The organism is Herbaspirillum huttiense, from assembly GCF_047300815.1.
Lineage (GTDB): Bacteria > Pseudomonadota > Gammaproteobacteria > Burkholderiales > Burkholderiaceae_D > Herbaspirillum > Herbaspirillum huttiense_A.
Map to the genome: position 1 here is coordinate 2,865,625 of NZ_CP178608.1, position 26,307 is coordinate 2,891,931.

At 63.8% G+C, this 26,307-nt stretch carries 27 protein-coding genes; 7 read left to right on the forward strand and 20 right to left on the reverse strand.

Annotation, left to right across the window (positions count from 1 at the left end; genetic code table 11):
* Positions 1-9: 9 nt before the first annotated feature.
* Positions 10-759 carry an SDR family oxidoreductase gene (locus ACLRDN_RS13230; RefSeq protein WP_413456642.1) on the reverse strand — a complete coding sequence of 250 codons (750 nt, stop codon included), beginning with the start codon at positions 757-759 and terminating at the stop codon, positions 10-12.
* Positions 760-861: 102 nt separating this feature from the next.
* Here ACLRDN_RS13230 and ACLRDN_RS13235 point away from each other — a divergent pair, with 102 nt between their 5' ends.
* Entirely contained in the window at positions 862-1,809 is a 948-nt protein-coding gene (locus ACLRDN_RS13235) for an AraC family transcriptional regulator (protein ID WP_413456643.1), read from the forward strand.
* Here the strand turns inward: ACLRDN_RS13235 and ACLRDN_RS13240 are convergent.
* Positions 1,806-2,444, reverse strand: coding sequence for a GntR family transcriptional regulator (locus ACLRDN_RS13240; RefSeq protein WP_413456644.1), 639 nt, complete (start codon positions 2,442-2,444; stop codon positions 1,806-1,808). The two genes, ACLRDN_RS13235 and ACLRDN_RS13240, sit on opposite strands and share 4 nt — an antisense overlap.
* 110 nt (positions 2,445-2,554) lie before the next feature.
* Between ACLRDN_RS13240 and bioB the strand changes: the two genes are divergently transcribed.
* From bioB to bioD, 5 genes are read left to right on the forward strand one after another with little or no spacing between them, the layout of a single operon-like run.
* Positions 2,555-3,574 carry a biotin synthase BioB gene (gene bioB, locus ACLRDN_RS13245; RefSeq protein ID WP_413456645.1) on the forward strand — a complete coding sequence of 340 codons (1,020 nt, stop codon included), beginning with the start codon at positions 2,555-2,557 and terminating at the stop codon, positions 3,572-3,574.
* Positions 3,574-4,743 carry a cytochrome P450 gene (locus ACLRDN_RS13250; RefSeq protein WP_413456646.1) on the forward strand — a complete coding sequence of 390 codons (1,170 nt, stop codon included), beginning with the start codon at positions 3,574-3,576 and terminating at the stop codon, positions 4,741-4,743. Before bioB ends, ACLRDN_RS13250 begins: the two co-directional genes overlap by 1 nt.
* A gap of 10 nt (positions 4,744-4,753) precedes the next feature.
* On the forward strand, positions 4,754-5,899 hold the full coding sequence (bioF, locus tag ACLRDN_RS13255; protein ID WP_413456647.1) for an 8-amino-7-oxononanoate synthase: 1,146 nt from the start codon (positions 4,754-4,756) through the stop codon (positions 5,897-5,899).
* A 12-nt stretch (positions 5,900-5,911) separates the two neighbouring features.
* Positions 5,912-7,258 (forward strand): adenosylmethionine--8-amino-7-oxononanoate transaminase, encoded by a 1,347-nt coding sequence (gene bioA, locus ACLRDN_RS13260; protein ID WP_413456648.1) that lies wholly within the window; start codon positions 5,912-5,914, stop codon positions 7,256-7,258.
* Positions 7,255-7,935 (forward strand): dethiobiotin synthase, encoded by a 681-nt coding sequence (bioD, locus tag ACLRDN_RS13265; protein WP_413456649.1) that lies wholly within the window; start codon positions 7,255-7,257, stop codon positions 7,933-7,935. Before bioA ends, bioD begins: the two co-directional genes overlap by 4 nt.
* Here bioD and ACLRDN_RS13270 read toward each other — a convergent pair.
* From ACLRDN_RS13270 to cyoA, 13 genes are all read right to left on the reverse strand, one after another.
* On the reverse strand, positions 7,913-8,521 hold the full coding sequence (locus tag ACLRDN_RS13270) for a DUF6988 family protein (protein ID WP_413456650.1): 609 nt from the start codon (positions 8,519-8,521) through the stop codon (positions 7,913-7,915). The genes bioD and ACLRDN_RS13270 overlap by 23 nt on opposite strands.
* A 56-nt stretch (positions 8,522-8,577) precedes the next feature.
* Positions 8,578-10,218, reverse strand: coding sequence for a histidine kinase famiy protein (locus ACLRDN_RS13275; protein WP_413456651.1), 1,641 nt, complete (start codon positions 10,216-10,218; stop codon positions 8,578-8,580).
* Positions 10,219-10,427: 209 nt separating this feature from the next.
* Positions 10,428-11,081, reverse strand: coding sequence for an ABC transporter ATP-binding protein (locus ACLRDN_RS13280; RefSeq protein WP_413456652.1), 654 nt, complete (start codon positions 11,079-11,081; stop codon positions 10,428-10,430).
* The gene (locus tag ACLRDN_RS13285) at positions 11,078-11,839 is read right to left on the reverse strand and encodes an ABC transporter ATP-binding protein (RefSeq protein WP_413456653.1); all 762 of its coding nucleotides are present in this window, start codon (positions 11,837-11,839) and stop codon (positions 11,078-11,080) included. The genes ACLRDN_RS13280 and ACLRDN_RS13285 overlap by 4 nt, the downstream gene beginning before the upstream one ends.
* Entirely contained in the window at positions 11,836-13,728 is a 1,893-nt protein-coding gene (locus ACLRDN_RS13290) for an ABC transporter permease (protein WP_413456654.1), read from the reverse strand. The genes ACLRDN_RS13285 and ACLRDN_RS13290 overlap by 4 nt, the downstream gene beginning before the upstream one ends.
* Positions 13,729-13,777: 49 nt before the next feature.
* Complete coding sequence (locus ACLRDN_RS13295; RefSeq protein ID WP_413460393.1) at positions 13,778-14,962, reverse strand: ABC transporter substrate-binding protein; 1,185 nt, start codon at positions 14,960-14,962, stop codon at positions 13,778-13,780.
* A 115-nt stretch (positions 14,963-15,077) separates the two neighbouring features.
* Positions 15,078-15,614, reverse strand: a complete 537-nt coding sequence (locus tag ACLRDN_RS13300) for a response regulator transcription factor (RefSeq protein WP_121045563.1) — start codon at positions 15,612-15,614, stop codon at positions 15,078-15,080.
* 129 nt (positions 15,615-15,743) lie between these two features.
* Positions 15,744-17,126, reverse strand: coding sequence for an ATP-binding protein (locus ACLRDN_RS13305; RefSeq protein WP_413456655.1), 1,383 nt, complete (start codon positions 17,124-17,126; stop codon positions 15,744-15,746).
* Between the two features lie 3 nt (positions 17,127-17,129).
* On the reverse strand, positions 17,130-17,981 hold the full coding sequence (locus tag ACLRDN_RS13310; protein WP_413456656.1) for an SURF1 family protein: 852 nt from the start codon (positions 17,979-17,981) through the stop codon (positions 17,130-17,132).
* Positions 17,978-18,460 carry a cytochrome o ubiquinol oxidase subunit IV gene (gene cyoD, locus ACLRDN_RS13315; protein ID WP_413456657.1) on the reverse strand — a complete coding sequence of 161 codons (483 nt, stop codon included), beginning with the start codon at positions 18,458-18,460 and terminating at the stop codon, positions 17,978-17,980. The genes ACLRDN_RS13310 and cyoD overlap by 4 nt, the downstream gene beginning before the upstream one ends.
* Positions 18,457-19,083: a cytochrome o ubiquinol oxidase subunit III gene (cyoC, locus tag ACLRDN_RS13320; RefSeq protein ID WP_413456658.1), complete on the reverse strand. Its 627-nt coding sequence runs from the start codon at positions 19,081-19,083 to the stop codon at positions 18,457-18,459. The genes cyoD and cyoC overlap by 4 nt, the downstream gene beginning before the upstream one ends.
* Positions 19,076-21,079: a cytochrome o ubiquinol oxidase subunit I gene (gene cyoB / locus ACLRDN_RS13325; RefSeq protein ID WP_413456659.1), complete on the reverse strand. Its 2,004-nt coding sequence runs from the start codon at positions 21,077-21,079 to the stop codon at positions 19,076-19,078. The genes cyoC and cyoB overlap by 8 nt, the downstream gene beginning before the upstream one ends.
* 76 nt (positions 21,080-21,155) lie before the next feature.
* Positions 21,156-22,088: a ubiquinol oxidase subunit II gene (gene cyoA, locus ACLRDN_RS13330; RefSeq protein WP_413456660.1), complete on the reverse strand. Its 933-nt coding sequence runs from the start codon at positions 22,086-22,088 to the stop codon at positions 21,156-21,158.
* A gap of 160 nt (positions 22,089-22,248) precedes the next feature.
* Here cyoA and ACLRDN_RS13335 point away from each other — a divergent pair, with 160 nt between their 5' ends.
* Entirely contained in the window at positions 22,249-23,592 is a 1,344-nt protein-coding gene (locus ACLRDN_RS13335) for an MFS transporter (RefSeq protein ID WP_413456661.1), read from the forward strand.
* A gap of 78 nt (positions 23,593-23,670) precedes the next feature.
* Here ACLRDN_RS13335 and ACLRDN_RS13340 read toward each other — a convergent pair whose 3' ends face one another.
* Genes ACLRDN_RS13340 through ACLRDN_RS13360 form a run of 5 tightly spaced genes read right to left on the reverse strand, consistent with a single transcriptional unit; the run spans position 23,671 to position 26,295 of the window.
* On the reverse strand, positions 23,671-24,399 hold the full coding sequence (locus ACLRDN_RS13340) for an Imm52 family immunity protein (RefSeq protein WP_413456662.1): 729 nt from the start codon (positions 24,397-24,399) through the stop codon (positions 23,671-23,673).
* A 16-nt stretch (positions 24,400-24,415) separates the two neighbouring features.
* Positions 24,416-25,030, reverse strand: coding sequence for a Tox-REase-5 domain-containing protein (locus tag ACLRDN_RS13345; RefSeq protein WP_413456663.1), 615 nt, complete (start codon positions 25,028-25,030; stop codon positions 24,416-24,418).
* A complete protein-coding gene (locus tag ACLRDN_RS13350) occupies positions 25,030-25,386 on the reverse strand; it encodes a hypothetical protein (protein ID WP_413456664.1) in 357 nt (118 codons plus the stop codon). The genes ACLRDN_RS13345 and ACLRDN_RS13350 overlap by 1 nt, the downstream gene beginning before the upstream one ends.
* Positions 25,379-25,882 (reverse strand): DUF4123 domain-containing protein, encoded by a 504-nt coding sequence (locus ACLRDN_RS13355; RefSeq protein WP_413456665.1) that lies wholly within the window; start codon positions 25,880-25,882, stop codon positions 25,379-25,381. Before ACLRDN_RS13355 ends, ACLRDN_RS13350 begins: the two co-directional genes overlap by 8 nt.
* Positions 25,879-26,295: a PAAR domain-containing protein gene (locus tag ACLRDN_RS13360; protein WP_413456666.1), complete on the reverse strand. Its 417-nt coding sequence runs from the start codon at positions 26,293-26,295 to the stop codon at positions 25,879-25,881. The genes ACLRDN_RS13355 and ACLRDN_RS13360 overlap by 4 nt, the downstream gene beginning before the upstream one ends.
* Positions 26,296-26,307: the final 12 nt, after the last annotated feature.

The window sequence follows — 26,307 nt, forward strand, 5'->3', positions numbered from 1 at the left end:
CAGCTTCGCTTATGCCGAGGCCGTACGCATCCACTCCCTGGCGTCTTCCCCGGCGGCGATGCGCATTGGTGCGGCCGGATCGGTGGCGGCCTGCCAGACGGCTTCGGCCACGTCGCTGGCATGGGTGATCTGGGTATGGTCCTGGAAATTGCTGAACACCTGCGCCGCCAGCGGGCCATAGGCTTCCGGAATGGCCCCCTCCATGCGCGGGCGCGCATTGTCGGCGAAGCGGGTATGCGGTGCCCGCCCCGGCAAGACCAGGCGGGCCTGGACACCCACGCTGCCCAGCTCCAGCGCCACCGATTCGGTGAAGGCATTCACGGCCGCCTTGCTGGCGGTGTAGACCGCCAGCAGCGGCAGCGAGCGCAGGGTCACCGAGGACGTGACATTGACGATCACCCCTGCGCCGCGCTGGCGCATCTGCGGGATCACGGCCTGGGTCATGGCGATGCTGCCCAGGGTATTGGTCTCGAAGATCTCGCGCACCTGCTCCATGGGCTGGGCTTCAACGGCGGCCAGCGCACCGATGCCGGCATTGTTGACCAGCACGTCGATGGGTCCGGCTTGACTGATGGCGGCGGCGATGCTGGCGGCGCTGGTCACGTCCAGCGGCAGGATGCCCAGGTTCGGCGAGGCCGGCAGCAGCTCGCTGCGCACAGAGCGCATGGTGGCGATGACCTGCCAGTCGCGTTGCAGGAAGTAATTTGCAATTTTCAGGCCGAAGCCGGACGAACAGCCAGTGATGAGGACAGTTTTCATGACGTTTCCTTGTGAGGTGGGACAGAACAAGGCAAAGCATAGGCGCCCACCGCCGGACTTGCTACAATCCAGAGTCCATTATTCATTTGCAATCGTCCAGCCATGTCCGACACCGCATTGACCGATCCCCTGGCCGAAGTGGTCAGCCTGCTGCAGCCGGCCGCCCGCTACACCAAGTATGTGCAGGGTGCCGGCGGCTGGCGCGTACAGCGCTCCCGGCCCGAGCTGGCGTTCTATTGCGCCGTGCTGGAAGGCAGTTGCCGCATCCTGCGTGCGCTGCCCGATGTTGGCCCCGGGGACGAGTGCATCGTGCTGCATGCAGGGGATTTTTTCCTGGCGCCGGCCATGCAAGGATTTACCCTGGCCAGCATGGAAGCGTGCGAAGACGCCGTCCTCGATGAAGACAATCCACCGCCGCGCCTGCCCGATGGCCGCTATCACCTGGGCACCCTGGGCCTGCCCCCACAGGTCCAACTGGTGGTGGGCCATTGCGTCTTCGAGTCACCCGATACACCGCTGCTGCTGTCGCTGCTGCCCAGCCTGGTGGTGGCCCGGGCGCACACACGCCTGGCCACGCTGGTGCAACTGGTGGGCGACGAATACCGCGCCGAACGTCCGGCACGCGATGTGGTGCTGGCGCGTCTCCTGGAGGTGCTGTTGATCGAAGCCCTGCGCTCCAGCGCCGATGCAGGCGCGGCCGCCTCCCCCGGGCTGCTGCGCGGGCTGGGCGATGTGCGGCTCGCCTCGGCCCTGCGATCCATACATGCGCATCCGGCCGAGGATTGGAGCGTGGTGCGACTGGCACGGGCGGCGGCCTTGTCGCGCTCGTCCTTCTTCGAACGTTTCCGCCGCGAAGTCGGGCTGGCGCCCATGGAATACCTGCTGGCCTGGCGCATGGCACTGGCCAAGCGGCTGTTGCTGCGCGACCAGGGCTCCATGGCGGAGGTGGCGCAACAGGTCGGCTACAGCTCGGCCTCCACCTTCAGCGTGGCCTTCAGCCGCCATGTGGGCGTGCCGCCTTCGGCCTTCGCCCGCCAGGGCAGTCCCTAAGCGGCGACGAAACCAACCCGCTCCATGGTGCCGATATGCATGCTCAGCAACTGCACGGCACGGTCGGTCTTCTTGTCGCGCAGCGCATCGATGATGAGGCGGTGATCGTGATCCGAGCGGGGCTGCCAGCCGCGTTTGAAGCCGGTCGAGAACAGGTAGCGTGAATTGGTCAGCTGCAGTTGCTTCAACACCTCCAGCAGGCGCGGCATGCCGCATTCACTGGAGAGGATGTCGTGGAACAGGTTGTTGGCGGCATCCCATTCGATGAGCGAGCCAGCCTGGGCGCAGGCTTCCTGGGCCTCTTCCAGGCGGGCGATGTGTTGCGGCCCGAACTTGCGCACGCTGTGTCGCAAGGCCAGAATTTCCAGCGCCCCGCGCATCTCCGCATTCTCCTTGACCGCGGCCCGGTCCACCTGCGTCACCCGCACCCCGCGACGGGGCAAGGTGAGCACCAATCCCTGCGCCTCCAACTGACGAAATGCCTCCCGCACGGGTACATGGCTGGACTGGAATTCCTGGGCCACGTGATCCTGCCGCAGCGCCGCCCCGCCTGCGATATCGCCGCGAATGATGCGCGTGCGCAGTACCTCGGCGATGCGTTCCACGGTGCTGGGATGCTCGGAAAATTGCGCCATGTTTTTATAGATAATCTATGAAAAAATAAATTGTTCAACGAAATTGAGCGAAGTTAGAATCCGCCGACGTTGAATTCTAAGCCTTTTCACTCACGGACCGGATTTTATCGATGAGCCAGTGCCCTTCCCCCGCCGCTGCCCAAACTCCCCAAGCCAGCGCACCACTGCATTTCCACCGCCCCGTGGCGGCTACTGACAGCAGCGCCGTCGCGCAGCTGTTCGAGCTGCCTTTCCTCGACCTGCTGTACCGCGCCCAGAGCGTGCATCGCCAGCACCACCCGGCCAATGAAGTCCAGCTCTCCAGCCTGTTGTCGATCAAGACCGGCGGCTGCGCGGAAGACTGCGGCTACTGCGCGCAGTCGGCGCATCACAAGGAGGCCAAGGTGCCGGCCGGCAAGCTCATGGGCGTGGACGAGGTCGTGCAGGCCGCGCAAGCCGCGCGCGACCAGGGCGCCACCCGCTTCTGCATGGGCGCAGCCTGGCGCAATCCCAAGCAGCGCGACATGGCCGCCCTCACCGAGATGGTCAGCCAGGTGCGCGCGCTGGGGCTGGAGACCTGCATGACGTTGGGCATGCTGGAGCAAGCCCAGGCCGAGGCGCTCAAGGAGGCAGGACTGGACTACTACAACCACAACCTCGATACCGCCCACGATTTCTATGGCCAGGTGATCTCCACCCGCACCTACCAGGACCGGCTGGAGACCCTGCAACGGGTGCAAGAGGCGGGGCTGAACGTGTGCTGCGGCGGCATCATCGGCATGGGCGAGACGCGCGCCCAGCGCGCCGGGCTGATCGCCCAGCTGGCCAGCCTGCCGGTGCCGCCGCAGTCGGTGCCCATCAATCACCTGGTGCCCATTGCCGGCACGCCCCTGCAGGATGTGGCGCCGCTGGACGAATTCGAATTCGTGCGCACGGTGGCCGTGGCCCGCATCGCCTTGCCGCATGCGGTCATTCGCCTCTCGGCCGGGCGCGAAAGCATGAGCGATGCGACCCAGGCGCTTTGTTTCGCCGCCGGTGCCAACTCCATCTTCCTGGGTGCCAAGCTGCTGACCACGGCCAATGCACCGGTCTCGGCCGACCGCGACCTGCTGCAACGCCTGGGCCTGCAGGCGGCGCCTGCGGCTGCCTGATGCATCTGCACTGGAGCACGGCGTACTGCGGCGGGGCCTGGGTCATCAGCGGCTACGAGGAAGTGGCCAGTGCGCTGCGCGATCCACGCTTCACGGTGCGGCGGGCGGCGCGCTGGATCAACAGCGCCCTGGGCGAGCACACCGCTGCAGGCGAGGACCAGCAGACGCAGCAGCGCTTCAAGCGGCTCTTCTCGCGTTCTCTGCTGTTCCTAGACGGACGCGCGCACCGCCGCCTGCGCGGTGTACTCAATCCGGGCTTCAAACCGGCCGACCTGCAAGCGCAGCGGGCGGGCATCACCGCACTGGCGCATCGCTTGATTGATGACATCGTCGCCGATCCGGTGTCAGCCGCCGGATTCGACTTCATCGCGCGTTTTGCACGGCCGCTGCCCGCACTGGTGATCGCGCAACTGCTGGGCTTGCCCGATCGCGTCCCTGCGCAGTTCATCGATTGGGCTGCCGATCTCGCGGCCTTCATCGGCAGCCCGACCCCGGATGCCGCCCAGGCGCGCGCGGCGCAAGACGCGCTGGCGGGATTGTGCGCGTTCTTCACGCAGGTGCTGGAATGCCCGGCCGACCTGACCCCTGGCTGCTTAGTGCACACGCTGCTGCAGGCGCACCATGACCGTCAGCTGAACCGCACCGAACTGCTGGCGCAGTGCGCTACCCTGCTCTTCGCCGGCTACGAAACCACGCGCAACCTGCTGGGCAACGGTCTGCTGGCCCTGCTGCAGCACCCGCAACAATGGGCGGCATTGAAGGACCGGCCAGGCGATACGGCGGCACTACGGCTGGCCGTGCGCGAGATGCTGCGCCATGACAGCCCGGTGCAGTACACCGGCCGGCGCCTGTTGCAAGATGTGGCGCTGGCCGGACAGACCTTGCGGCGCGGGCAACTGGCCATCCTCCACATCGGCCGGGCCAATCACGACGCACGCCGCTTCCGCGAACCGCAACGCTTCGACATCCGGCGCGATGAAGGCATGCACCTGTCCTTCGGCCAAGGGCCGCATGTCTGCCTGGGCGCCGCCCTGACGCAACTGGAAGCCGAGATCGCCTTCAGCGCGCTGATGCAGCGCCTGCCCACGCTGGGACTCGGGGCCACGCCACCGGTCTGGCAGGACAATGCCGCCTACCGGGCGCTGCGCCGCTTGTCCGTTTTTTTCTGAAAGCACATCCATGCAAGATTTCACCACCGGGCTGTCGGCACTGGCCAGCCAGGGCCTGCTGCGCACACGGCGTATGGTCGAGGGGCCGCAAGGCCCGCTGCTGCAGGTCGATGGCGGCGAGGAGCTGTCCTTCTGCAGCAACGATTACCTGGGCCTGGCCAACCATCCCGGCATCATCGCGGCGGCCACCGAGGCCCTGCAACGCTACGGCATGGGCGCCGGCGCCTCACCCCTGATCAGCGGCCACAGCCGCGCCCATCAAACACTGGAGGCCGAGCTGGCCACCTTTGTCGGCATGCCTTCGGCCCTGGTGTTCGGGAGCGGCTACATGGCCAACCTCGGTGTCACGGCGGCGCTGGTGGGCAAAGGGGACACCGTGATCGTGGATCGCCTGGCGCACGCCTCGCTGATCGATGGCGCGCGCTTGTCCGGGGCCAGCCTGAAGGTCTTCCCCCACAACGATGCAGTGCGCCTGGAACAGGTGCTGGCCCGCTGCAGCAGCGGGCGCAAGCTGGTGCTCACCGATGCCGTCTTCAGCATGGATGGCGACCTGGCACCACTGGCCGACCTGGCGGCAGTCTGCGCCCGGCACGGTGCCTGGCTGCTGGTGGACGACGCCCACGGGCTGGGGGTACTCGGCCCGCAAGGGCGGGGCAGCCTGGCCCTGGCCGGGGTACGTGCACCGCATGTGCTGACCATGGGCACACTTGGCAAGGCCGTCGGCGTGGCGGGGGCCTTCGTCGCTGGCGAGGCTGGCGTGCTTGCATGGATTCTCCAGCGCGCGCGTACCTACATGTTCAGCACGGCCCATCCTCCCGCCCTGGCGGCCGCCACCTCGGCCAGCCTCGCTCTGATCGAGCGCGAAGAATGGCGGCGTGAACGGCTGCGGACACTGGCCGCGCAATTGCGCACCGGCCTGGCTGCCCTGCCCTGGCCGCTGCTGCCTTCGGACACCGCGATCCAGCCACTGATCGTGGGCGAGAACGCCGCCGCCCGCACCCTCTCGGCCACCCTGCGTAAGCAGGGCATCTGGGTGCCGGCGATCTGCCCGCCCACGGTGCCCAAGGGTACCGCACGGCTGCGCATGAGCCTGTCGGCCCTGCATACCCCCGCTGACGTGGCGCGCCTGGTCGCCGCATTGTCGGCATTGGCCTGAGGAGACTTCCGCATGCACCCCACAAGCCCCCTGGCCGCACGCAGCCTGCGCAGCGTCTGGCATCCCTGTACCCAGATGCGCCAGCATGAGCGCACGCCGCCCATTGCGCTGGCCAGCGCCCATGGCCCCTGGCTGGTCGATACCGACGGGCGGCGTTACTTCGACGCCATCAGTTCGTGGTGGGTCAACCTGTTCGGCCATACCAATGCGCGCATCAATGCCGCCCTGGTCGACCAGCTGGGCCGGCTGGAACATGCCATGCTGGCCGGTTTCACCCATGAACCGGTGGTGCAGCTCTCCGAGCGGCTGGCAGCACTCACCGGCCATGCACTGGGCCATTGCTTCTACGCCTCCGATGGTGCCTCGGCGGTAGAAATCGCGCTGAAGATGAGCGTGCATGCATGGCGCAATGCCGGGCATGCAGACAAGAATGAATTCATCTGCATCGCCGGCGGCTATCACGGCGAGACCGTGGGCGCCCTGGGCGTGACCGATACCCCCTTGTTCCGCAGCGCCTACGAGGCCTTGTTGCGCCCGGCCCATATCGCGGCCTCGCCCGATGCGCGCCTGGCTGCGCCCGGCGAAAGCGCCGCCGATGTCAGCCGCCTCGCCCTGGCCGATGTGCAAAGGCTGCTGCAGGAACGCAGCGGCCGCATCGCCGCCATCATCGTCGAACCGCTGGTGCAATGTGCGGCCGGCATGGCCATGCATGACCCGGAGTATGTGCGCGGCCTGCGTGCGCTGTGCGATGCGCATGGCGCGCACCTGATCGCCGACGAAATCGCGGTCGGCTGCGGACGGACCGGCAGCTTCTTCGCCTGCGAACAGGCTGGCGTCTGGCCGGACCTGCTGTGCCTGTCCAAGGGCATCAGCGGCGGCTACCTGCCGCTGTCGCTGGTGATGGCCAGCGACGCCCTCTATGCGGCCTTCTATGACGATGATGTGCGGCGTGGCTTCCTGCATTCGCACTCCTACACCGGCAATGCGCTGGCCTGCCGCGCCGCCCTGGCTACGCTGGACATCTTCGAACAGGACCAGGTGATCGAACGCAACCGGCACTTCGCGCCTTTGCTGGCGCAAGCCCTGCAGCCGCTGGCACAGGATGCCCGCGTGAAGCACGTGCGCCAGTGCGGCATGATCTGGGCATGTGATGCGCAGGTCGACGATGCGGCGACGGCGGCGGCGTTTTCACGCCGGCTCGCCCGAGAGGCTGCGCAGCGTGAACTGCTGGTGCGCCCGATCGGCACCGCCCTCTATGTGATGCCGCCTTACGTCATCGATGAAGAACAGGCGCAGTGGCTGGGCGAGCGGCTGCATGCCGCTTTCGATGCGGCACTCGATGTGAAGGAGAAGGCATGAACGGCCGCAGCTGTTTCGTCACCGGTACCGATACCGGCGTGGGCAAGACGCTCGTGGCCAGCGCCCTGATCCACCTGCATGCGGCCAGCGGCTTGCGGGCCGGGGGCATGAAGCCGGTGGCCTCGGGGGCTTTCCTGCAAGAGGGCGCGTGGTGCAACGAGGATGTGCAAGCCCTGCAGGCGGCCTCCAATGCCGCCTTGCCGGCGCACCTGGTCAACCCCTACCTGCTGCGGCAGGCCACGGCGCCGCACATCGCGGCGGCGGAGGAAGGCGTGGAGATCTCGCTGGACCACCTGGTGCAGTGCCATGCGCAGTTGCAGTCGGCCTGCGATGTCCTGATCGTGGAAGGTGCGGGTGGCTTCATGGTACCGCTCAATGCGGAGCACAACAGCGATGACCTGGCAGCGCGGCTGGGCTTGCCGGTGGTGCTGGTGGTCGGGATTCGCCTCGGCTGCATCAATCACGCCCTGCTCAGCGCGCAGGCCATTCTTGCGCGGGGCTTGAGACTGGCCGGCTGGGTCGCCAACCATATCGATGCCGGGGAAGGACAGGCGGACGCGATGGTGGCCTCGCTCGAGCAACGCCTGGGTGCGCCACTGCTGGGCCGTCTGCCGTGGTCGCCGGCCATCACGGCGGCGCAGGCTGCCGGCCGCCTTACTTGGCCAGGTCCAGCCTGAGGCCGTTGGCGGCGTCGTTGCGCACCGCCGTGAAGTGCTTGTCGTAGATGGTGCGATAGCTGGCCAGGCCGAGTTCAGCCATGGAGTTGGACAGCTCCACCAGTTCGGTGACGGCCTCTTCGGAATAGAGGGCATCGACCTCGTTGGCGTCGAGCCAGTGGCGGATGCGGCGCTCGCCCGAAAACACGAAGTCGCTCAGGCGCGCCCAATGGCCGCGCACGATGGCAGCCTCCTGGCCGTCGCGGCCGGCCAGGGCGCTGTCGACCTGCGCCACCAATTGGCGCATGCTCTTGCCGCTGCCATCGGCGAGAAAGCGCGTGATTTCTTCTTCAGTGGCGCAATACCACAGCCACAGGGCATTGAAGACGGTCTCGATATGGTGGCCGATCAGGGCGAAGGCCGAGGCGTGCACCGGCATGTCATCGCGCAGCAGCAGGATGATGCCGCAATGATGCTGCTGGGCCACGGTGAGGCAGCCGATGGCGGCGCAGGCGCGCCGGTCATCGGGCAAGGGCTGGCCGTTGTATTCGGCCGAAATGCGATAGGCCAGGGACTGCGCCCTGGCCAACAGGTGATCCAATTGCATGGGACGACTCCCCTTCGTGTGAGGGCACGTGTACGGACGACTTGTTGTTCTTGTTTTCAGCTCACGCCAGTGGCGCCGTCGAGGACAATGCGGATCTTGCGGGCCAGTTCATCGTGGCGATAAGGCTTGTCGATGACGGGAAACTCGCCATCGGCGCCATGCCGCTCTATCGATTCACTGGCATAACCGGTAGTTAATAAAATTTTGATGGAAGGTATCATGCGCCGGGCCTCCCGCGCCAGTACCACGCCATTCATGCTGCCGGGCATGATCAGGTCGGTGAAGAGCAGATCCACTTTCGGTTCTGAACGGAGGACCTGCAGGGCTTCAGTCGGTGAATTGACCATGCTGACGCGGTAGCCCAGGCTTTCCAGCATTGCCTGGGCCAGCTCGGCAACCTCGATTCTATCGTCTACCACCAGGACGTGCTCGCTGCCACCCTGCGAGTGGGTGCGGTTGTCATACTCGAAGGCACCGCCGACCTGGTCCTGCGTGGCCGGGAAGTAGATGGACACGGTCGTGCCACGATCCACCCCCGATGAAATCCGCACCGAGCCGCCGGATTGCTTGACGAATCCATACACCATCGACAAGCCCAGGCCGGTCCCCTTGCCTTCGTCCTTCGTGGTGAAGAAAGGGTCCATCACGCGCGGCAGGATGTCGGCCGGGATGCCGGGGCCGTTGTCGGAGACGGCGATGCATACATAGAGGCCGGGTTTCACGCCCAGCTGGATCGCGCGTTCTTCCGACGTCAGGTCTTCATTGCTTGTATGGATGCGCACCGTTCCCTTGCCGGACATCGCATCGCGTGCGTTGATGAGCACGTTCAGCAGCGCCACTTCCATCTGGGTCGGATCGAGGCGGCAATTCCACAGGCCCGGCGCCAGCGCGGTTTGCACTTCGATGTCGCCACCGAGGGTGCGTTCTACGAGATCCGTAAAACCTTCCGTGAGCGAATTGAGATTGATGGTGCGCCCCTCCAGCCGCTGCTTGCGGGCGAAGGCCAGCAATTGCTGGGTCAGCATGGCGGCCTTGCCGGAGGCCTTGCGGATGCTGTCGGTACTGCGCGCCACACGGTCGAGGTCGGGCCTGTCGCTGCGCAGGGCCAGGTTGATGATGTCGAGGTAGCCGCTGATGACCTGCAGCAGATTGTTGAAGTCGTGCGCGATGCCGCCGGTCAGCTGGCCCAGCGCTTCCATCTTGCGCGCCTGGCCCAGCGCCTGCTCGGCATCGCGGCGGCGGCTGATGTCCAGTTGCGAGCTGAAGAAATACTTCAGCTCGCCATGCTGGTCATAGACCGGCGAGATGAAGAGCGCATTCCAGAACGTGGAACCGTTCTTGCGGTAGTTCAGCAGTTCAGTGGCGATCTCGCGGCGCTCGGTCACGGCCTGGCGCACTTGGGCCACCACGGCGCGGTCGGTCTCCGGCCCCTGCAGGAAGCGGCAGTTCTTGCCCACTACCTCGGCGCGGCTGTAGCCGGTCATGTTGATGAAGGCGTTGTTGACGAAGACGATCGGGTTGTCCGGCCGGTTGGGGTCCGACACGATCATCGGCATGCGCGTCATTTCGACGGCGGCAAAAAAGATATCGTTGGCGTCATCGCCTACCGCGACCTTGGCGTGGTCGTTACGTATTCCTGCATCATTGAAGTCGTCGGCAGGCCAATGCACCGTGGGGTGCCTGGCGATGGTGGGCATTGTATTTTTCTCCGTTGGGCTGGTTTCGGTTGCAGTGAGGCAACGGGAAGCGAGCTGCTTTCAGGAGATTGGACACGGAGCACCTCATCGGTTCCCCGCCATTTGCAACAGGAACGCGCGTGGCCTGTTACATTTTTTTATCGCACCGGGCGCCGGCCTTGCTGCAGGCGGGATTCCCATGGATGAGCTTGGCGCAAGGTCGCGCTTTCCTACGCCAACAAGCGGCCTTGATCCAGGGTGTAGGTGCGGTCACTGACCATGCCGGCAAAGTGCGTATTCTGCTCGCACAGCAGGATGGAGATGCCCTGCTGCTTCAATTGCAGGATCATCCGGGCTATCTGCTCGACGATGACCGGGGCCACGCCTTCGGAAGGTTCATCCAGCAACAGCAGTTGCGGATTGCCCATGAGCGTGCGGGCGATGGTGAGCATCTGCTGCTCGCCGCCGCTCATGCGACCGCCGGGGCGATGGGGCATGGCGCCCAGGTTGGGGAACAGCGCGAAGAGCGCCTGCGGGGTCCAGCCTGGTACGCCCTGCCGGGGCGGCTGGCGGCCGGTTTCTAGATTCTGCAGCACGCTCAGTTCGGTGAAGATGCGCCGGTCCTCGGGCACGAAACCCAGCCCCAGCCTTGCGCGCTGGAAAGGTGCCAGGCGCGTGATGTCACGCCCGTCCAGCGTGACCTTGCCCTGCGTGCCTTCGAGCAGGCCCATCAGGGCCTTCAACGTGGTGGACTTGCCCGCGCCATTGGGGCCGGTGAGTGCGACCACTTCGCCCCGGCCGACTTCCAGCGAGACATCAAACAGGATATGCGCCTGCCCATAATAGGCATGCAGGCCCTGCACTTGCAGCAAGGACGCACTCATGCGGTGCTCCCGAAACTGGCGCCGGACCCGAAATAGACCTCGCGCACGCGGGCATCCTGGCGCACCGCTTCCGGCTGGCCTTGGGCGATCAACTGGCCGCGCGCCAGCACGATGATCTCGTCTGCAAAGGCAAACACCACATCCATGCTGTGCTCCGTAAACAGCACCGACAGTCCGCGTTCGCTGACCAGGCGGCGCGTCAGAGCCATCAGCTCCTGGCGCTCGCGCGGGGCCATGCCGGCCGTAGGTTCATCCATCAACAGCAGGCGCGGCGCATTGGACAGCGCCATGGCCAGCTCCACGCGCTTGATGTCGCCATAGGCCAGCACGCCACAGGCGCGCCCGGCCTGATCGGCCATGCCGACCTGGGAGAGCAGGTCCATGGCTTCCCCCCGCAGGCAGGCCGCCGCCGGACGCCACAGCTGCCACAGCCGGCGACGATGCGAGAGCAAGGCGGCCTGGACGTTTTCGAGGACGGTGAGCGAGGCAAAGGCCGCCGATACCTGGAAGGTGCGGCCCACGCCACGCCGCCAGATACGGCGTGCATCGAGGCCGGCGATGTCTTCGCCATCGAGCAGGACGCGTCCGGCATCGGGCCGCAGTTGGCCGTTGATGACGTTGAAGCAGGTCGACTTGCCGGCACCGTTCGGTCCGATCAGCGCCAGCATCTGCCCGGCCGGCAGCGCGAAGGACACGCCATCGAGCGCAGCCACGCCCCCGAAGGACTTGCGCAGGCGATCCACTTGCAGCAGGCTCATGCGCCCTCCTCCCTGGCCGCTGGGCGCACGCGGCGCAACGCGCCTGCAACGCCACCCGGGAAGAGCAGCACCAGCAACAGGATCACGCCACCCAGCAAGGCGCGCCAGTAATCGGTCTCACGTGCGACCAGGTCTTGCAGCCAGGTGAACAGTGCGGCCCCCAGCAAGGGGCCCAGCAGGCTTTGCACGCCCCCCAGCAAGACCATGACCAGGCCATCGACCGAACGGCCGACACTGGCTACTTCCGGCGAAATACTGCCCTTGGAAAAAGCGAACAGCACACCAGCCAGCCCGCAGAACAATCCGGCGATGGCAAAGCCCCCCCATTGCAGGCGGCGCACGTCCATGCCCAGCGACTCGGCGCGCACGGCCGCATCGCGCGCGGCACGCAAGGCCAGCCCGAATGGCGCATGGATCACGCGCCGCAGGAGATACACGCCCAGCGCGGCACAGCCCAGGGCCAGGTAGTAATACGCCAGCGGCGAGGCCACAGCTTCGGCCGGACGTATCCCGACCAGTCCGTTGCTGCCGCCGGTCAGGTCGTCCCACTGGAAGAGGGTGGCCCAGACGATCTGGGCAAACGCCAGCGTCAGCATGGCCAGATAGACGCCCGACAGACGCACGCAGAACCAGCCGAACAGGACCGCGCCGCCCATGGCGGCCAGCGCACCCGAGAGCATGGCCAGCGGCATCGGCCACTGCAGTTTGAGGGTGACCAGTGCTGCTGCATAGGCTCCCAATCCGAAATAGGCCGCGTGACCGAAGGACACCATGCCGCCCGGCCCCATCAGGAAATGCAGGCTGGCAGCGAAGAGGACGGCGATCAGGATTTCCACCATCAGCACCGGCAGATAAGGGAAGCGCGTTGCCAGCAAAGGCAACGCCAGCAAGGCCAGCAGCGCGGCCCATCCCGCCAGGCGCGCCTTGCGGCCGGGCGCGCGCAGGGGTGCGTCATGGCCGGCGGCGCTGCGCACCAGCGCCAGCGGCTTGCCCAGCAAGCCCCAGGGGCGCATCACCAGGATGGCCGCCATCACGAGAAATTCCACCACCAGCGTGAGCCGTGAAAGCGAGACCTCGATGCCGAACAAGGAGACATTGCCCAGCGCGATGCACAGCGCCTTGACCTCCGCGATCAGCAAGGCGGCCGCAAATGCGCCGCCGAGCGAGCCCATGCCGCCCACCACCACCACCACGAAGGCGTTGCCGATGGTATCGAGATCCAATGCCAGGTTGGCCGGCATGCGTGGTCCTTGCAGCGCACCGCCCAGTCCCGCCAGGAAGCAGCCCAGCGCAAAGACGGCCGTGAACAGCCAGGCCTGGTTCACGCCCAGTGCGCCCAGCATTTCGCGGTCCTGCGTGGCCGCGCGGATGAGCGTGCCCCAGCGCGTGCGGTTGAGCAGCAGCCACAGCAATCCGAACACCAGCGGACCGATGATGATGAGCAGCAAGTCATACTGCGGCAGGCGCCGCCCCAGCAACTGCACGGCACCGGAGAGTCCCGGCGCACGGGGCCCGAACAGGTCTTCCGGCCCCCAGATCCAGAGCGCGGCATCCTTGATGATTAGCACGAGGGCAAAGGTGGCCAGCAGTTGGAACAGTTCCGGCGCACGATAGATGCGGCGCAGGACCAGCACTTCCACCACCGCACCGAGCGCGGCCACGGTGAGCGCAGCCAGCAGCAGCGCACCCCAGAAACCGAGGGCCGTGCTGCCCAGCCGCTCCACCAGGCTGTAGGCGACATACAGCCCCAGCATGTAGAACGAGCCATGCGCAAAATTGACGATGCGGGTGACGCCGAAGATCAGCGACAGGCCAGCCGCCACCAAAAACATCGCGGAAGCATCGGCCAGGCCATTGAGCAGCTGGACAGTGAGACTGGCAAGCGTCATGACGTCAGCGACAGCCGCATTGGGACGTGAGCAAGATCAGCGTGGCAGATCAATCGGCCGGACGCAGCTTCTTGACCTCGGCATCCGGCAACTGCAGGCTGGCACCGTCGACATAGCTGAAGCTGGTCATTATGCCCTTGCCGTCCTTGATGCCGGTACGGCCCACGAAAGCGCCCAGCGTGGACTGGTGATCCTGCGGGCGATAGACGATGGAAGCCACGGGGGTCTCCACCTTCAGCCCCGAGAAGGCCGCAGCGAGCTTGTCAGCATCGGTACTGCCAGCCTTCTTGATACCGGCGGCAATGGACATCAACGCGCTGTAGCCAACCAGCGAACCATTGCGCGGGTAGTCGTTGAATTTCTTGCGATAGGCGTCGACGAACTTCTTGTGTTCGGGGGTGTTGATGGCGTACCAGGGATAGCCGGTGACGATCCAGTTCTGCGGGGCTTCGTTCTTCAGCGGATCGAGGTATTCGGGCTCGCCGGTCAGCAGCGACACCACCTCCACCTGATCGAACAGGCCGCGCGTATTGCCTTCCCGTACGAACTTGCCCAGGTCGGCGGCGAAGAGCGCATTGAAGATGGCGTCCGGCTTGGCATCAGCCAAGGCTTGCGTGACGGCTCCGGCATCGATCTTGCCCAGCGGCGGGGCTTGTTCAGCCACGAATTCCACATCCGGCTGCGCTTGCTTGAGCAGGGTCTTGAAGCTGGCCACGGCAGACTGGCCGTATTCATAGTTGGGATAGACGATGGCCCAGCGCTTTTTCTTCAGCTTGGCTGCTTCCTTCACCACGGACGCCACCAGCATGTAAGTGGACGGACGCAGTCGGTAGGTGTACTTGTTGCCGTTTTGCCAGACGATCTTGTCGGTCAGCGGCTCGGCCGCCAGGAAAAACACCTTGTGCTGCTTGGCGTAATCGGTCAGCGCCAGACCGGTATTGGAGAGGAAGCCGCCAAAGAGCAGCGCCACGCGCTCACGCGCCATCAGTTCTTCGGCCACGCGCACCGAATCGCCAGGGTTGCCGTTGTCGTCGCGGGCGATCACTTCCAGCTTCTTGCCCAGCACGCCACCGGCGGCATTGACTTCATCGAGGGCCATCTCCCAGCCCCGGCGGTACGGCTCCAGAAAGGCCGGCTGCGCCTTGTAACTGTTGATCTCGCCGATCTTGATGGTTTCCTGGGCCTGGGCTGCGCCGGCAGAAAGATTCACGATGGCCGCGGCGCACGCCCACAGGAGGCCGCGCTGGAAGTTGAAATGGTTCACGTCATTCCCTTCTGGTGAGAGTGCCCCGGCCGTTGCGGCGCACGGGGCGGGCGTAATGATAACCGCTGGCGCGGCCGTGTGCAGATTACTTCACACGCTGTTTTTCCAGCTTGCGCGCCAGGGTACGACGGTGCATACCGAGGCGGCGCGCGGTTTCGGAGATGTTGAAATCGGTTTCCACCAGCACTTCGTGGATGCGTTCCCATTCCAGGGTCTTGATGGAGGTGGCGCGTGCCGGCAGCTCGACGTCGGAGGCGCCAGCCACGTGGCCGAAGGCGGCTTCGATGTCGTCAGTATTGGAGGGTTTTGCCAGGTACTGGCAGGCGCCCAGCTTGATGGCTTCCACCGCCGTGGTGATGCTGGCGAAGCCGGTCAGCACGACGATAAGCATGGCTTCATCGTGGGCATGCAGCATCTGCACGCAAGCCAGGCCGGAGGCGTTGCCGCCCAGTTTCAGGTCGACCACGGCATAGCCGGGACTGTGTTCTTTCAGATGGGCCGCCGCTTCCTCCTGGCTGGCCGCCAGCAGGACGGTGTAGCCGCGACGCTCGAAGGAGCGTCCCAAGGTGCGTGCGAAGGCGGCGTCGTCCTCGATGATCAGAAGCAGGCGATCAGCCGGCATGTGCATTTCCTATTTTTCTACTTTGCCAAAGCCGGTATTGTAAGGCGAGACGGCGCCGGACACCGGCAGCACCTGAAGAAAAAGGAAATGATTACAGTCAAAGCCGCGTCAGGCACGGCTTACGGCATATCAAGCGCCGGTGGGATAGTCCGGCGGCTCGCTGCCCGGCGCCACCTCATTGAGCGGAGCCAGGCTGATGGCCGACAGCGGCAACTCCAGCGTCACGCGCGCCCCCCCGGCGGCACGATTGCGGGCCCAGACGCGTCCGCCCAGCTTGCGCGCCACGTTGACCACGAAGAACAGGCCCAGCCCGCGTCCCGGCTTGCCCTTGGTGGACTGGTAGGGCTTGCCGATCTGGTTGATCATCCAGTCGGGGAAGCCGGGGCCACGATCGCTCACTTCCATGAGCAGCAGATCCCCTTCCCGCCGCACCTCCAGCGCCAGCCATTGCGGCGAGACCTCGAAGGCATTGTCCAGCACGTTGCCCAGCATCTGCTTGATGGCCGAGTCAAAGGCCACCGGCACATCCTGGCCGATCAGGTTGCGGTATTCGAAGATTTCCACCGGCCGCGTCTTGCGCCAGTCTTCGGCGACGCTGTCGAGGAAGGTGTTGATCGTGGTCTTGATGGACGATTCGCCGCGCGCCTCGCCGGCCGACAGCAGCACGCCGCTGACGATGGATTTGCAGCGCTGCAGCTGGGCTTCCATCTCGGCGATGTCTTCCAGCATGTCGGCGCGCTGGCTGATTTCGGGCATGCGCTTCCAGTCGCCCAGGATCACGGAGACGGTAGCCAGCGGCGTGCCCAGCTCGTGCGCCGCACCGGAAGCCAGCAGGCCCATGCGCACGATGTGGTCCTCTTCAGCGGCACGCTGGCGCAGGTCGGCCAGCAGGGCATCCCCGGCGCGCAGGTTGCTGCTGATGCGGGTGATGAAGAACACCATCAGCCCGGCATTGAGCAGGAAGCAGATCAGCGTGCCCTCCACATACAGGCTCAGCAAGCCCGCGTTGTGGTCCGGCGGCAGTGCCAGCGGCTCGGAAAAGAGCGCCAGTCCCGCCAGGCAGGCCATGGTGACGCCAACGATGGCCCAGCTCGACCAGGGCTTCAGGAGCACGGCCGAGAGGATGATCTGCATCAGGTACAGGAAGGCGAAGGGATTGGTGATGCCGCCGCTCAGGTAAAGCTGGAAGGTCAGCACCGCCACATCCACCAGCAAGGCCAGGAACAGTTCGGCATTGGTGGCGATGCGCCGCTCATGCCAGCGCAGGTGGCTGGCGATGTTGAAGGCGATCAGGCAGGACAGCACCTCCAGCATGTGCGGCAGCGGCAGGTGCAGGTCGAACACCAGCACCACGAAGGCAATCGTGGAAACCTGCCCCAGCACCGCCAGCCAGCGCAGCTGGATCAACAGCAGCATGTTCTGGTGGCCGGCCGGATTCTGCTCGCCCTGGCGCAGGCGCTGCCAGCGCTCGCGCAGGGTCTTGCGCTTGGCGACGGTGTCGGAGGCGGTCATCGCTCAGCCCCTGGCTTGCGCATCCTGGATGCGCTGGCGCCAGCGGCGTTCGTCGCGGATCACCCAATAGCCCGCACCCAGCGACATGAGCGCCAGGGCGTACCAGGTCAGGGCATAGACCAGGTGGCTGTTGTGGAAGGCAATCACGGTAAGGCCGCCGACGGGCTTCTGCGCATCGGGAGCGCTGGCGGCGTTGGCTTCTGAGGAGGATTTGTCAGCATCGACAAAATAAGGAGCCACCTGCCCTGCTGGCAGAGTTCGGGCTTGTGCAATCGCTTTCACATCGCGCGAATACCAGCGGTTCTGAGCCGCGTCGTTGCTGCGCAGGAAGCCGCCGCCCTGCTCGCTCATGCGCAACAGGCCGCTCACTTCGTTCACCTGCCCCGCTGGCGCATCCGGCAACTGCGTGTCCGCCAGCTTGAGCGGCGAGACCGGCACGAAGCCGCGATTGATCAGCACCAAGCTGCCATCGGCCATCTGCAAGGGGGTTAGCAGCCAGGCACCGCTGCCCAGGTCGGTACTGGCCTGCACAGCAACCGTCTTGCTGTACAGGTAGCGGCCGCTCAAGGCCACGCGCTTGTATTCATCGCGCTCGGCGCTCACGTTCGGCCAGTCCTGCACAGCGGGCGGCGCCACCGGTGCGGCGTGCACCCGGGCATCGACCTTGGCGATCAGGTCCAGCTTCCATTGCAGGCGATAGACCTGCCAGGTTCCCAGCGCAGCGAAGACCAGAAAGAAAAATCCCGCCAAAAGCGTCAGCAGCAGCAAGCTGGCCTTTGTGCGGGATACCGGGGCGGCTTGCGCCGCCCCGCTTTCTTTGCCTTGCGTCACGCCATTGCTTGGCGTCGGGCTCATTTCGATGGGGCTGCGCCGTGTTGCATGCCCTGCATGCCTTGCATCGACTGCGGCACGGTTTCGGTAGGCATGTTTTCCGGCGACATGGTCGGCATCATGTTGTGGTTCAGGTGATACATGACCCACAGCGAACCGGACAGCGTAATGACCACGATGACGATGGTGAAGATCATCGCCAGCATGTTCCAGCCGCCTTCGGACTTGCCGTTCATGTGCAGGAAGTAGCGGATGTGCACCACGATCTGCACGGCCGCCAGGGCCAGCAGCACGATGCCCAGGGTCGCCGAGCTGGCGATGGTCTTGTTCATGACCATCCAGAACGGGATCGCGGTCAGGATCACGGCCAGCACGAAGCCGGTAACGTAATCCTTCATCGTGCCATGGGCGGCGTGGTCGCCATGACCATGGTCATGACCGTGGCCGTGGTAGTCGTGATGGCCCATCGGACGGGCCGGGTGTTCTTGGTGGCCGCGGCTCATGGCAGGACTCCCATCAGATAGACAAAGGTGAAGACGCCGATCCAGACAACGTCCAGGAAGTGCCAGAACATCGACAGGCACATCAGGCGGCGGCCGTTGGCTTCGGTCAGGCCGTGCTTGTTGATCTGGAACAGCAGCACGATCAGCCAGATGATGCCGAAGGACACGTGCAGACCGTGGGTACCGACCAGCGCGAAGAACGAGGTCAGGAAGCCGCTACGGGACGGACCCGCGCCTTCGTGGATCAGGTGCAGGAACTCATACAGTTCGAAGTAGATGAAGCCGGCACCCAGCAGACCCGTGATGATCAGCCAGATGATGGTGTTCTGCTGCTTCTTGGCCTGCATGGCCAGCATGGCGAAACCGTAGGTGATCGACGACAGCAGCAGCAACGCGGTGTTGAGCGCCACCAGCGGCAGGTCGAACAGCTCGGCGCCGGTCGGACCGCCTGCATAGTTGCGGCCCAGGACGGCGTAGCACGCAAACAGGCAGGCGAAGATCAGGCAATCGCTCATCAGGTAAATCCAGAAGCCCAGCAGGGTGCCGTTCTCCGGATGGTGATGGCGGACGAAGTAGCGCGAGCTAGGCGTCGCGTCGGCCGTGTGGTTGATTGCTTCAGACATGGCTATTCAACAGACGTGTGCGCTCTGCTTCGACACGGACGACTTCGTCGGCCGGGATGTAGTAGTCGCGGTTGTAATTAAAGGTGTGGATGATGGTGGCGACGACCAGAACAACGAAGGTTGCCACGGCCGGCAGCCACATGTGCCAGATCAGGGTGAAGCCCAGCACTGCCGACAGCGCAGCGATGATGAAGCCGGCACCGGTGTTCTTGGGCATGTGGATTTCCACGAAGTCACCCAGCGGACGCTGATACTTGTTCTTCTTCATGTCAGCCCAGGCGTCGTTGTCATGCACGACCGGGGTGAAGGCGAAGTTGTAGGCAGGCGGCGGCGAGGAAGTCGACCATTCCAGGGTACGGCCATTCCACGGGTCGCCGGTCAGATCGGCCAACTTCTTGCGGTCGCGGATGGACACCGCGATCTGGATGATGAAGGAACCAATACCCAGGGCGATCAGGCCGGCACCGACGGCAGCGGTCACGAACCAGATCTGCAGCGACGGATCATCGAAGTGGCTCATGCGGCGGGTCACGCCCATCAGGCCCAGCACGTACAGGGGCATGAAGGCCAGGTAGAAGCCGACCAGCCAGAACCAGAACGAGCACTTGCCCCAGAATTCGTTGAGCTTGAAGCCGAAGGCCTTCGGGAACCAGAAGTTGATGCCGGCGAACATGCCGAACACCACGCCGCCGATGATGACGTTGTGGAAGTGGGCGATCAGGAACAGCGAGTTGTGCAGCACGAAGTCAGCCGGGGGAACGGCCAGCAGCACGCCGGTCATGCCACCGATGACGAAGGTGACCATGAAGCCGATGGTCCACAGCATCGGGACTTCAAAGCGGATGCGGCCACGGTACATCGTGAAGAGCCAGTTGAAGATCTTCGCACCGGTCGGGATCGAGATGATCATCGTGGTGATGCCGAAGAACGAGTTTACGCTCGCGCCCGAACCCATGGTGAAGAAGTGGTGCAGCCACACCAGGTAGGACAGGATGGTGATCACCACGGTCGCGTAGACCATGGAGGTGTAGCCGAACAGGCGCTTGCCGCTGAAGGTCGAGACGATTTCAGAGAAGATGCCGAAGGCCGGCAGCACCAGGATGTAGACCTCGGGGTGGCCCCAGATCCAGATCAGGTTCACGTACATCATGGCGTTGCCGCCCATGTCGTTGGTGAAGAAGTTGGTGCCGAAGACGCGGTCCAGCGACAGCATGGCCAGCACGGCGGTCAGCACCGGGAAGGCAGCCACGATCAGGACGTTGGTACAGAGCGAAGTCCAGGTGAAGACCGGCATCTTCATCATGTTCATGCCGGGGGCGCGCATCTTGACGATGGTCACCACCAGGTTGATCCCTGATAGCAATGTCCCTACCCCGGCCACCTGCAAGGCCCAGATGTAGTAGTCCACCCCCACGTCGGGGCTGTACAGGATGCCCGACAGCGGCGGGTAAGCCAGCCAGCCGGTGCGGGCGAATTCGCCCACGAACAGCGAGGCCATCACCAGCAGTGCGCCGAAGGTGGTCATCCAGAAGCTGAAGTTGTTCAGGAAGGGGAAAGCCACGTCACGTGCACCGATCTGCAGGGGCACGACGTAGTTCATCAGACCGGTCACCAGGGGCATGGCCACGAAGAAGATCATGATCACGCCGTGGGCGGTGAACACCTGGTCATAATGGTGCGGCGGCAGGAAGCCGGCGTTGTCGCCAAAGGCGATGGCCTGCTGTGCACGCATCATGAGCGCATCGGCAAAACCGCGCAGCAGCATGACGATGGCCAGCACGATGTACATGATGCCGATGCGCTTGTGGTCGATACTGGTGAACCAGTCGCGCCACAGCATGCCCCACAGGCGATATTTGGTGAGCAGGCCCAGTACTACTATGCCGCCCAGCGCCACCATGGCGAAGGTACCGATCAGGATCGGCTCATGGTATGGAATCGCTTCCAGACTGAGACGACCGAAGATCAGCTTTATCAGGTCAAAATTGTCAGACATCTTTACTTCCCGGGGAAAAAGGAAATGGGGGCGCAGCGGTGTTCTGCTGCGCTGATACGGCTACCAGGCAAGGAAATCATTCGGCCTTTTGCTGGCCCGGTTTCACGTTCAGGTCGGTGGCCATGAGCTTGTCCATGCAAACCTGGTCAGCAGCAACGCAGCGGTTCACGATGGCGTGGAACAGTTCCGGCTCGACGCTGCCGATGAGGCGGGCAGGTTCACGTTCGCTCGGCTGTTCCAGTTTCAGGTATTCGGCACGGTCCAGCTTGCCAGCGCCTGCCTTGGCCTTCTGCACCCAGGCGTCAAAGCCAGCCTGGTCCAGGCCGTGGAACTTGAAGCGCATGTGCGAGAAGCCCGCACCGCTGTAGTTGGCCGAGAAACCTTCATATTCGCCGGCCTTGTTGATGACGGCGTGCAGCTTGGTTTCCATGCTCGGCATCGCATAGATCTGGCCTGCCAGTGCCGGAATGTAGAAGGAATTCATCACGTTGGAGGCAGTAATTTTGAACTGGATGGGAACATCCACGGGCGCAGCCAACTCATTGACAGTAGCGATGCCTTGTTCCGGATAGATGAACAGCCACTTCCAGTCCAGCGCCACGACTTCCACCACCAGCGGCTTGACCTGGGGCGACAGCGGGCGCTCGGCATCGATGCGCGAAAGCGGACGGTACGGATCCAGGGTGTGGGTGGTGATCCAGGTCAACAGGCCCAGGGCGATGATGATCAACAGGGGTGCGCCCCAGATGACCAGTTCCAGGCGGGTCGAGTGATCCCAGTCCGGCTCGTAGGGAGCGGAAGTGTTGCTCTTGCGATAACGCCATGCGAACAGCAGCGTCAGGATGATCACCGGGACGATGATGAGCAGCATCAACGCGGTCGAGATGACGATCAGGCGTGCTTGCTGGTTAGCGATGTCGCCGGAAGGATTCATCACGACGGTGTTGCACCCAGCCAACAGAAGCGCAGGAAGCAGGAGCAATCCGCGACGGAGGATTTGAGAAACCATGAAGGAAAATTCCAGTCGTATGTATCAGAGCGTGGTAATGTAACGCCAATAAAGTGTGTTGGCGATTGGACGTTTTGTCCCACCCTGTTAGCTGCCACCTGCCAGGTTGGGACTTGTAGCACGTACTGCGACTAAACCTCTAACAGTGGGAGACAAAGCCATGGCAAGCACCAGCATCCACAATGGTGAAGGTTCCGGTCAACTCCGGCCTCAATCCAGCAATCCTTCCACTCACCACGAGCACGGCACGATCGAACCCGGTGAGATCGCGGTGGGCGTGGTGATCGGACGCGCGTCCGAATACTTCGACTTCTTCGTTTATGCACTGGCTTCGGTGCTGGTGTTCCCGGCGGTCTTCTTTCCCAACGAACCGAAACTGGAAGGCACGCTCTACGCCTTCGTGATCTTTGCCTTCGCCTTCCTGGCCCGCCCCATCGGGACCACGATCTTCATGGCGATTCAAAAGCACTACGGCCGAGAGGTAAAACTGACGCTGGCGTTGTTCATGCTCGGCTTTTCGACTGCGGGCATTGCGTTATTGCCAACTTACGAACACATTGGTGTGTGGGCCATCATCTTGCTCTCGCTCTTGCGGGTTGGTCAAGGGGTGGCGCTGGGCGGTGCGTGGGACGGCCTGCCTTCGCTGCTGGCGATGAACGCCCCGCCCAACAAGCGCGGCTGGTATGCCGCGCTGGGCCAGCTGGGTGCGCCGCTGGGCTTCGTGATCGCTGCCAGCCTGTTTGCTTACATGCTGGCCACGCTGACCACGGCCGACTTCCTTGAATGGGGCTGGCGTTTCCCCTTCTATGTGGCCTTTGCCATCAACGTGGTGGCGCTGTTCTCGCGCCTGCGCCTGGTGTCGGCACCGGAATACGCCAAGCTGCTCGATGAGCGCGAACTGGAGCCGGCCGGCGTGGTTGAGCTGGCCACCACCCAAGGCCGCAACATCATCATCGGCGCCCTCGCCGCCCTGGCCAGCTATGCGCTGTTCCACCTGGTGACGGTGTTCCCGCTGTCGTGGATCAAGTTGTATTCGCTGCGTGAAGCGTCGGATTTCCTGGTGATCCAGATCTGGGGCGGCCTGATCATGGCAGTCGGCATCGTCGTCTCGGGTCTGGTTGCGGACCGTTTCGGCCGCCGCAATACCCTGGGTTCGATGGCACTGCTGATCGCGATCCTGTCGGCCTTCGTCCCGAGCTTGATGAATGGTGGTGAGTCCGGCCAGAACGCCTTCATCCTGATCGGCTTTGCGCTCCTGGGCTTGTCTTATGGCCAGGCTGCCGGTGCCGTGACGGCCAACTTCAAGGCCCGCTATCGCTACACTGGCGCGGCCCTGACTTCAGACCTGGCCTGGCTGGTCGGCGCCGGTTTCGCACCGCTGGTGGCGCTGGGCTTGTCTGCGCACTTCGGCATGGCCTACGTGAGCTTCTACCTGCTGTCCGGCGCTGTGGGTTCTCTGGCTGCGCTGAGCTTGAACCGTGCGCTGGAAGGGCGTGATGACTGAATCCTGCTGAGCGCCCCATGATTAAAAACCCGGAAGGAAACTTCCGGGTTTTTTATTGGGCGATTTACCAGCCTCCCGTCAGATCAGCAGATCCGGATAGCGTGGCAGCAAGTTCTGATCCGTCAGCCTGACCTCGATGTCATGGGCGAGGCGTACGTGAGCGGGGTTATCGATGTCGAAGATCGTATCGGCGACGCTGATGATGATCGTGCCCATCAGTTGGCCGGCAGCGTCGTGCACGGGCTCCAGTCGGGCAGCTTCGGGGACTTGCCTGGCCGAGAGTTGCCTCGGCAGGTAAAGCATCCAGCCGACTCCGGGCTTGTCCCGAAACACCGGGCGATACCGGGCAGGCTGGACAAACAGTACTTTCGGCGCAAAAAGCTGAACTACCTTTTCAATAGTTTCAACCACTGTAGCCACAGCCCAGACGGACATATCCTGGACGGACAGAGAGATGATTTCCGGTGCCCCATCAGCGTGATTAAACTGATAGGCAATACTGGCACCACGCCCTGCTTCCATTTCTCCATTCCAGAGCGTCACATGGCGGCAGGATGAAGCAGGCTCCCCTCGGTAGCGCTCGCGATAAACCGCAATCAGGGCCGAGGAAGCTTTTTCCCCATCGAACGCAGGATAACGGAAGGACCCCTCCATATCGCCTGTTGCCAATAACCAGTTCTGTGGTCGCAAATTCCCATCTTGTTCAGCCAAGCTCCGGACAAATTCATGGATTGTTCCCATTCGTTGCGTCAGGTCCTGTGCAACGACAGGAGCAGGCAAGAATATTTGCATGTCAAAAGGTTTCATGATGCTTGATCTGGATTCAAGGAAGGTGAATGGTTTGAATGGTCGGAGAAATCTGGGCGATCAAGGGCGCCATGTATTGGAAAGACAAGGGCTCTTGGAAGTACCATCTCAATTGCACCGGCGGGCGAGGCAGCGCAACTTCGTGCTGCTTTCGAGCCTTCTCAACCATGTCGCTCATGATTTCGCGTTGGAAGTGGTACTTGAACTGATTCGGGGCGACAAAAAACTGGTCATATCCAGCCTTTGCATCCATCAACAAACATTCGGTCGCCTTGAATCCATCAAACTCCCGGCCCTCGTACTTCCACTCCGTCAAAAACAGCGGCCCGGCACGCATGCCAGTAACGCGCGCCTGATAATCCATCCATGATTTGTGTTCCTTGAAATTCTTGGTGATCTCATGCCCCGCCAGGGGCGGACAATCCCGGCACTTCTCGCGCGCAGCCGCGTCCACCTCGGCCTTGGCCAGCGGCGCATCTTTGGCCTTGTCCGCTTCGCTTCTGCGATCCTCGATTTGCTCCCCCACCACCACACCCCCTATGCCGCCGGCAGCACGAGGCAACCAACGCTTGATCACGGGCACCGCGCGTTGCGCCGCCGCGCGCCCGACTTGAACGGCAATGGCTGCCATTATTTTTCCTCCTTCATCCGTTGCAATTCGTTGGCCAGGATGGCGTCGAAGTCATCGAGCCGCTGCTCCGGTGTCGCCCCCGGCATGCTGAGGTAGTGGCGAATCAGCTCATCCCCAAAAAGACCCGGTGCACCGGCCTCCAGGGTCATCATGTACAGCAGATGGGACGTCGAGGTGAACCCCATCGAGCGGCCTCGTTCATAGGTGATGCGCATGCGCTCGATCACCGCATTCCGGCCGGGATCGCTGCGCATGTCCTGATGCTGCGCAAGATACTGGTCGGCAGCAGCGGCTATGAAGTGCTGGGTATCGATGTGCAGGAACTGCCGGTATTGTTCGGACGTGAGTTCAAGCATGGTCGCGCCCTATGTGAACCGGACGGCCGTCCACCACGAAATGCCATTGCCGGATTGAATGAAAGAACGCGATACGTTGCGCTTCATCCAGCCGCCGCGCCAGCGTCGCCAGCACGCGCGGATCCCAGAATCGCAGCAGGGCCGAGCGGCCATCCGGCAGGCGCAGGTTCAGGCGCGCTTGCAAGTGCGCGGCAAGCGCGGCCGTGTCGAATGCTGCATAAATCCAGGAAACCGCTGCCCGGCTCCGCTCCAGCGCGATCAACTGGCGGCAAAGTGCATAGGACTGCCGCTGCACGGCCAGCAACCAGGGACCGCCCTCCATCAAGGATTCTTCTTCCGTGCCCGCGAACAGACTCGTTGCACCGGGCTGCTCAGCCAGGCGGACCGAAAAATTCATATCGGCAAAATGGACTCCATCGACGAGTACATGCAGTTGCTCTCCCGCCAGCGGCTGCGGCAGGGGCTTGATCCGGCCATGCGGCAATGGGGTTCTCATGCGCGCACCAACAAGGTCTGGCCAGACTGTGCGGCAGCAGCCAGACAAGGCAGGCAAATCGAGGAAGGCGACGAGGCCGCGGGCGGGACAGGCTCTCTGTCCGCGCTGGCAGCCGTGCCGGAAGGGGCCGCCTGAGCTGCCGTTTTTCCTTCCGAATGCGTGGCCACCCCTTGGCTGGCGATGAGCGTGGCGCCACACGCCGTGCGGTCGCCGTCACGCGCCGGTGCCTGGCCCATGGACTTCATGTCGCCCGCACCGGATGTGATGGGAAATGTCCCTTTGCATTGGGGACAGCTGGTCAGGTCGCCGACCCGCGCGACGGCCTTGCCATGAACGAGAAAGGTCTGATCGCCGGAAATGACCGTGCCACCATGGCTGGTCTTGTCGCCGACGACGATGAAGGGACGCCCCATGCAACTCTCCTT

Excerpts from the sequence above, each read along its gene's own strand:
- ACLRDN_RS13230 (WP_413456642.1), bottom strand. The coding sequence starts at position 759 with ATGAAAACTGTCCTCATCACTGGCTGTTCGTCCGGCTTCGGCCTGAAA.
- ACLRDN_RS13235 (WP_413456643.1), top strand. The coding sequence starts at position 862 with ATGTCCGACACCGCATTGACCGATCCCCTGGCCGAAGTGGTCAGCCTG.
- ACLRDN_RS13240 (WP_413456644.1), bottom strand. The coding sequence starts at position 2,444 with ATGGCGCAATTTTCCGAGCATCCCAGCACCGTGGAACGCATCGCCGAG.
- bioB (WP_413456645.1), top strand. The coding sequence starts at position 2,555 with ATGAGCCAGTGCCCTTCCCCCGCCGCTGCCCAAACTCCCCAAGCCAGC.
- ACLRDN_RS13250 (WP_413456646.1), top strand. The coding sequence starts at position 3,574 with ATGCATCTGCACTGGAGCACGGCGTACTGCGGCGGGGCCTGGGTCATC.
- bioF (WP_413456647.1), top strand. The coding sequence starts at position 4,754 with ATGCAAGATTTCACCACCGGGCTGTCGGCACTGGCCAGCCAGGGCCTG.
- bioA (WP_413456648.1), top strand. The coding sequence starts at position 5,912 with ATGCACCCCACAAGCCCCCTGGCCGCACGCAGCCTGCGCAGCGTCTGG.
- bioD (WP_413456649.1), top strand. The coding sequence starts at position 7,255 with ATGAACGGCCGCAGCTGTTTCGTCACCGGTACCGATACCGGCGTGGGC.
- ACLRDN_RS13270 (WP_413456650.1), bottom strand. The coding sequence starts at position 8,521 with ATGCAATTGGATCACCTGTTGGCCAGGGCGCAGTCCCTGGCCTATCGC.
- ACLRDN_RS13275 (WP_413456651.1), bottom strand. The coding sequence starts at position 10,218 with ATGCCCACCATCGCCAGGCACCCCACGGTGCATTGGCCTGCCGACGAC.
- ACLRDN_RS13280 (WP_413456652.1), bottom strand. The coding sequence starts at position 11,081 with ATGAGTGCGTCCTTGCTGCAAGTGCAGGGCCTGCATGCCTATTATGGG.
- ACLRDN_RS13285 (WP_413456653.1), bottom strand. The coding sequence starts at position 11,839 with ATGAGCCTGCTGCAAGTGGATCGCCTGCGCAAGTCCTTCGGGGGCGTG.
- ACLRDN_RS13290 (WP_413456654.1), bottom strand. The coding sequence starts at position 13,728 with ATGACGCTTGCCAGTCTCACTGTCCAGCTGCTCAATGGCCTGGCCGAT.
- ACLRDN_RS13300 (WP_121045563.1), bottom strand. The coding sequence starts at position 15,614 with ATGCCGGCTGATCGCCTGCTTCTGATCATCGAGGACGACGCCGCCTTC.
- ACLRDN_RS13305 (WP_413456655.1), bottom strand. The coding sequence starts at position 17,126 with ATGACCGCCTCCGACACCGTCGCCAAGCGCAAGACCCTGCGCGAGCGC.
- ACLRDN_RS13310 (WP_413456656.1), bottom strand. The coding sequence starts at position 17,981 with ATGAGCCCGACGCCAAGCAATGGCGTGACGCAAGGCAAAGAAAGCGGG.
- cyoD (WP_413456657.1), bottom strand. The coding sequence starts at position 18,460 with ATGAGCCGCGGCCACCAAGAACACCCGGCCCGTCCGATGGGCCATCAC.
- cyoC (WP_413456658.1), bottom strand. The coding sequence starts at position 19,083 with ATGTCTGAAGCAATCAACCACACGGCCGACGCGACGCCTAGCTCGCGC.
- cyoB (WP_413456659.1), bottom strand. The coding sequence starts at position 21,079 with ATGTCTGACAATTTTGACCTGATAAAGCTGATCTTCGGTCGTCTCAGT.
- cyoA (WP_413456660.1), bottom strand. The coding sequence starts at position 22,088 with ATGGTTTCTCAAATCCTCCGTCGCGGATTGCTCCTGCTTCCTGCGCTT.
- ACLRDN_RS13335 (WP_413456661.1), top strand. The coding sequence starts at position 22,249 with ATGGCAAGCACCAGCATCCACAATGGTGAAGGTTCCGGTCAACTCCGG.
- ACLRDN_RS13340 (WP_413456662.1), bottom strand. The coding sequence starts at position 24,399 with ATGAAACCTTTTGACATGCAAATATTCTTGCCTGCTCCTGTCGTTGCA.
- ACLRDN_RS13345 (WP_413456663.1), bottom strand. The coding sequence starts at position 25,030 with ATGGCAGCCATTGCCGTTCAAGTCGGGCGCGCGGCGGCGCAACGCGCG.
- ACLRDN_RS13350 (WP_413456664.1), bottom strand. The coding sequence starts at position 25,386 with ATGCTTGAACTCACGTCCGAACAATACCGGCAGTTCCTGCACATCGAT.
- ACLRDN_RS13355 (WP_413456665.1), bottom strand. The coding sequence starts at position 25,882 with ATGAGAACCCCATTGCCGCATGGCCGGATCAAGCCCCTGCCGCAGCCG.
- ACLRDN_RS13360 (WP_413456666.1), bottom strand. The coding sequence starts at position 26,295 with ATGGGGCGTCCCTTCATCGTCGTCGGCGACAAGACCAGCCATGGTGGC.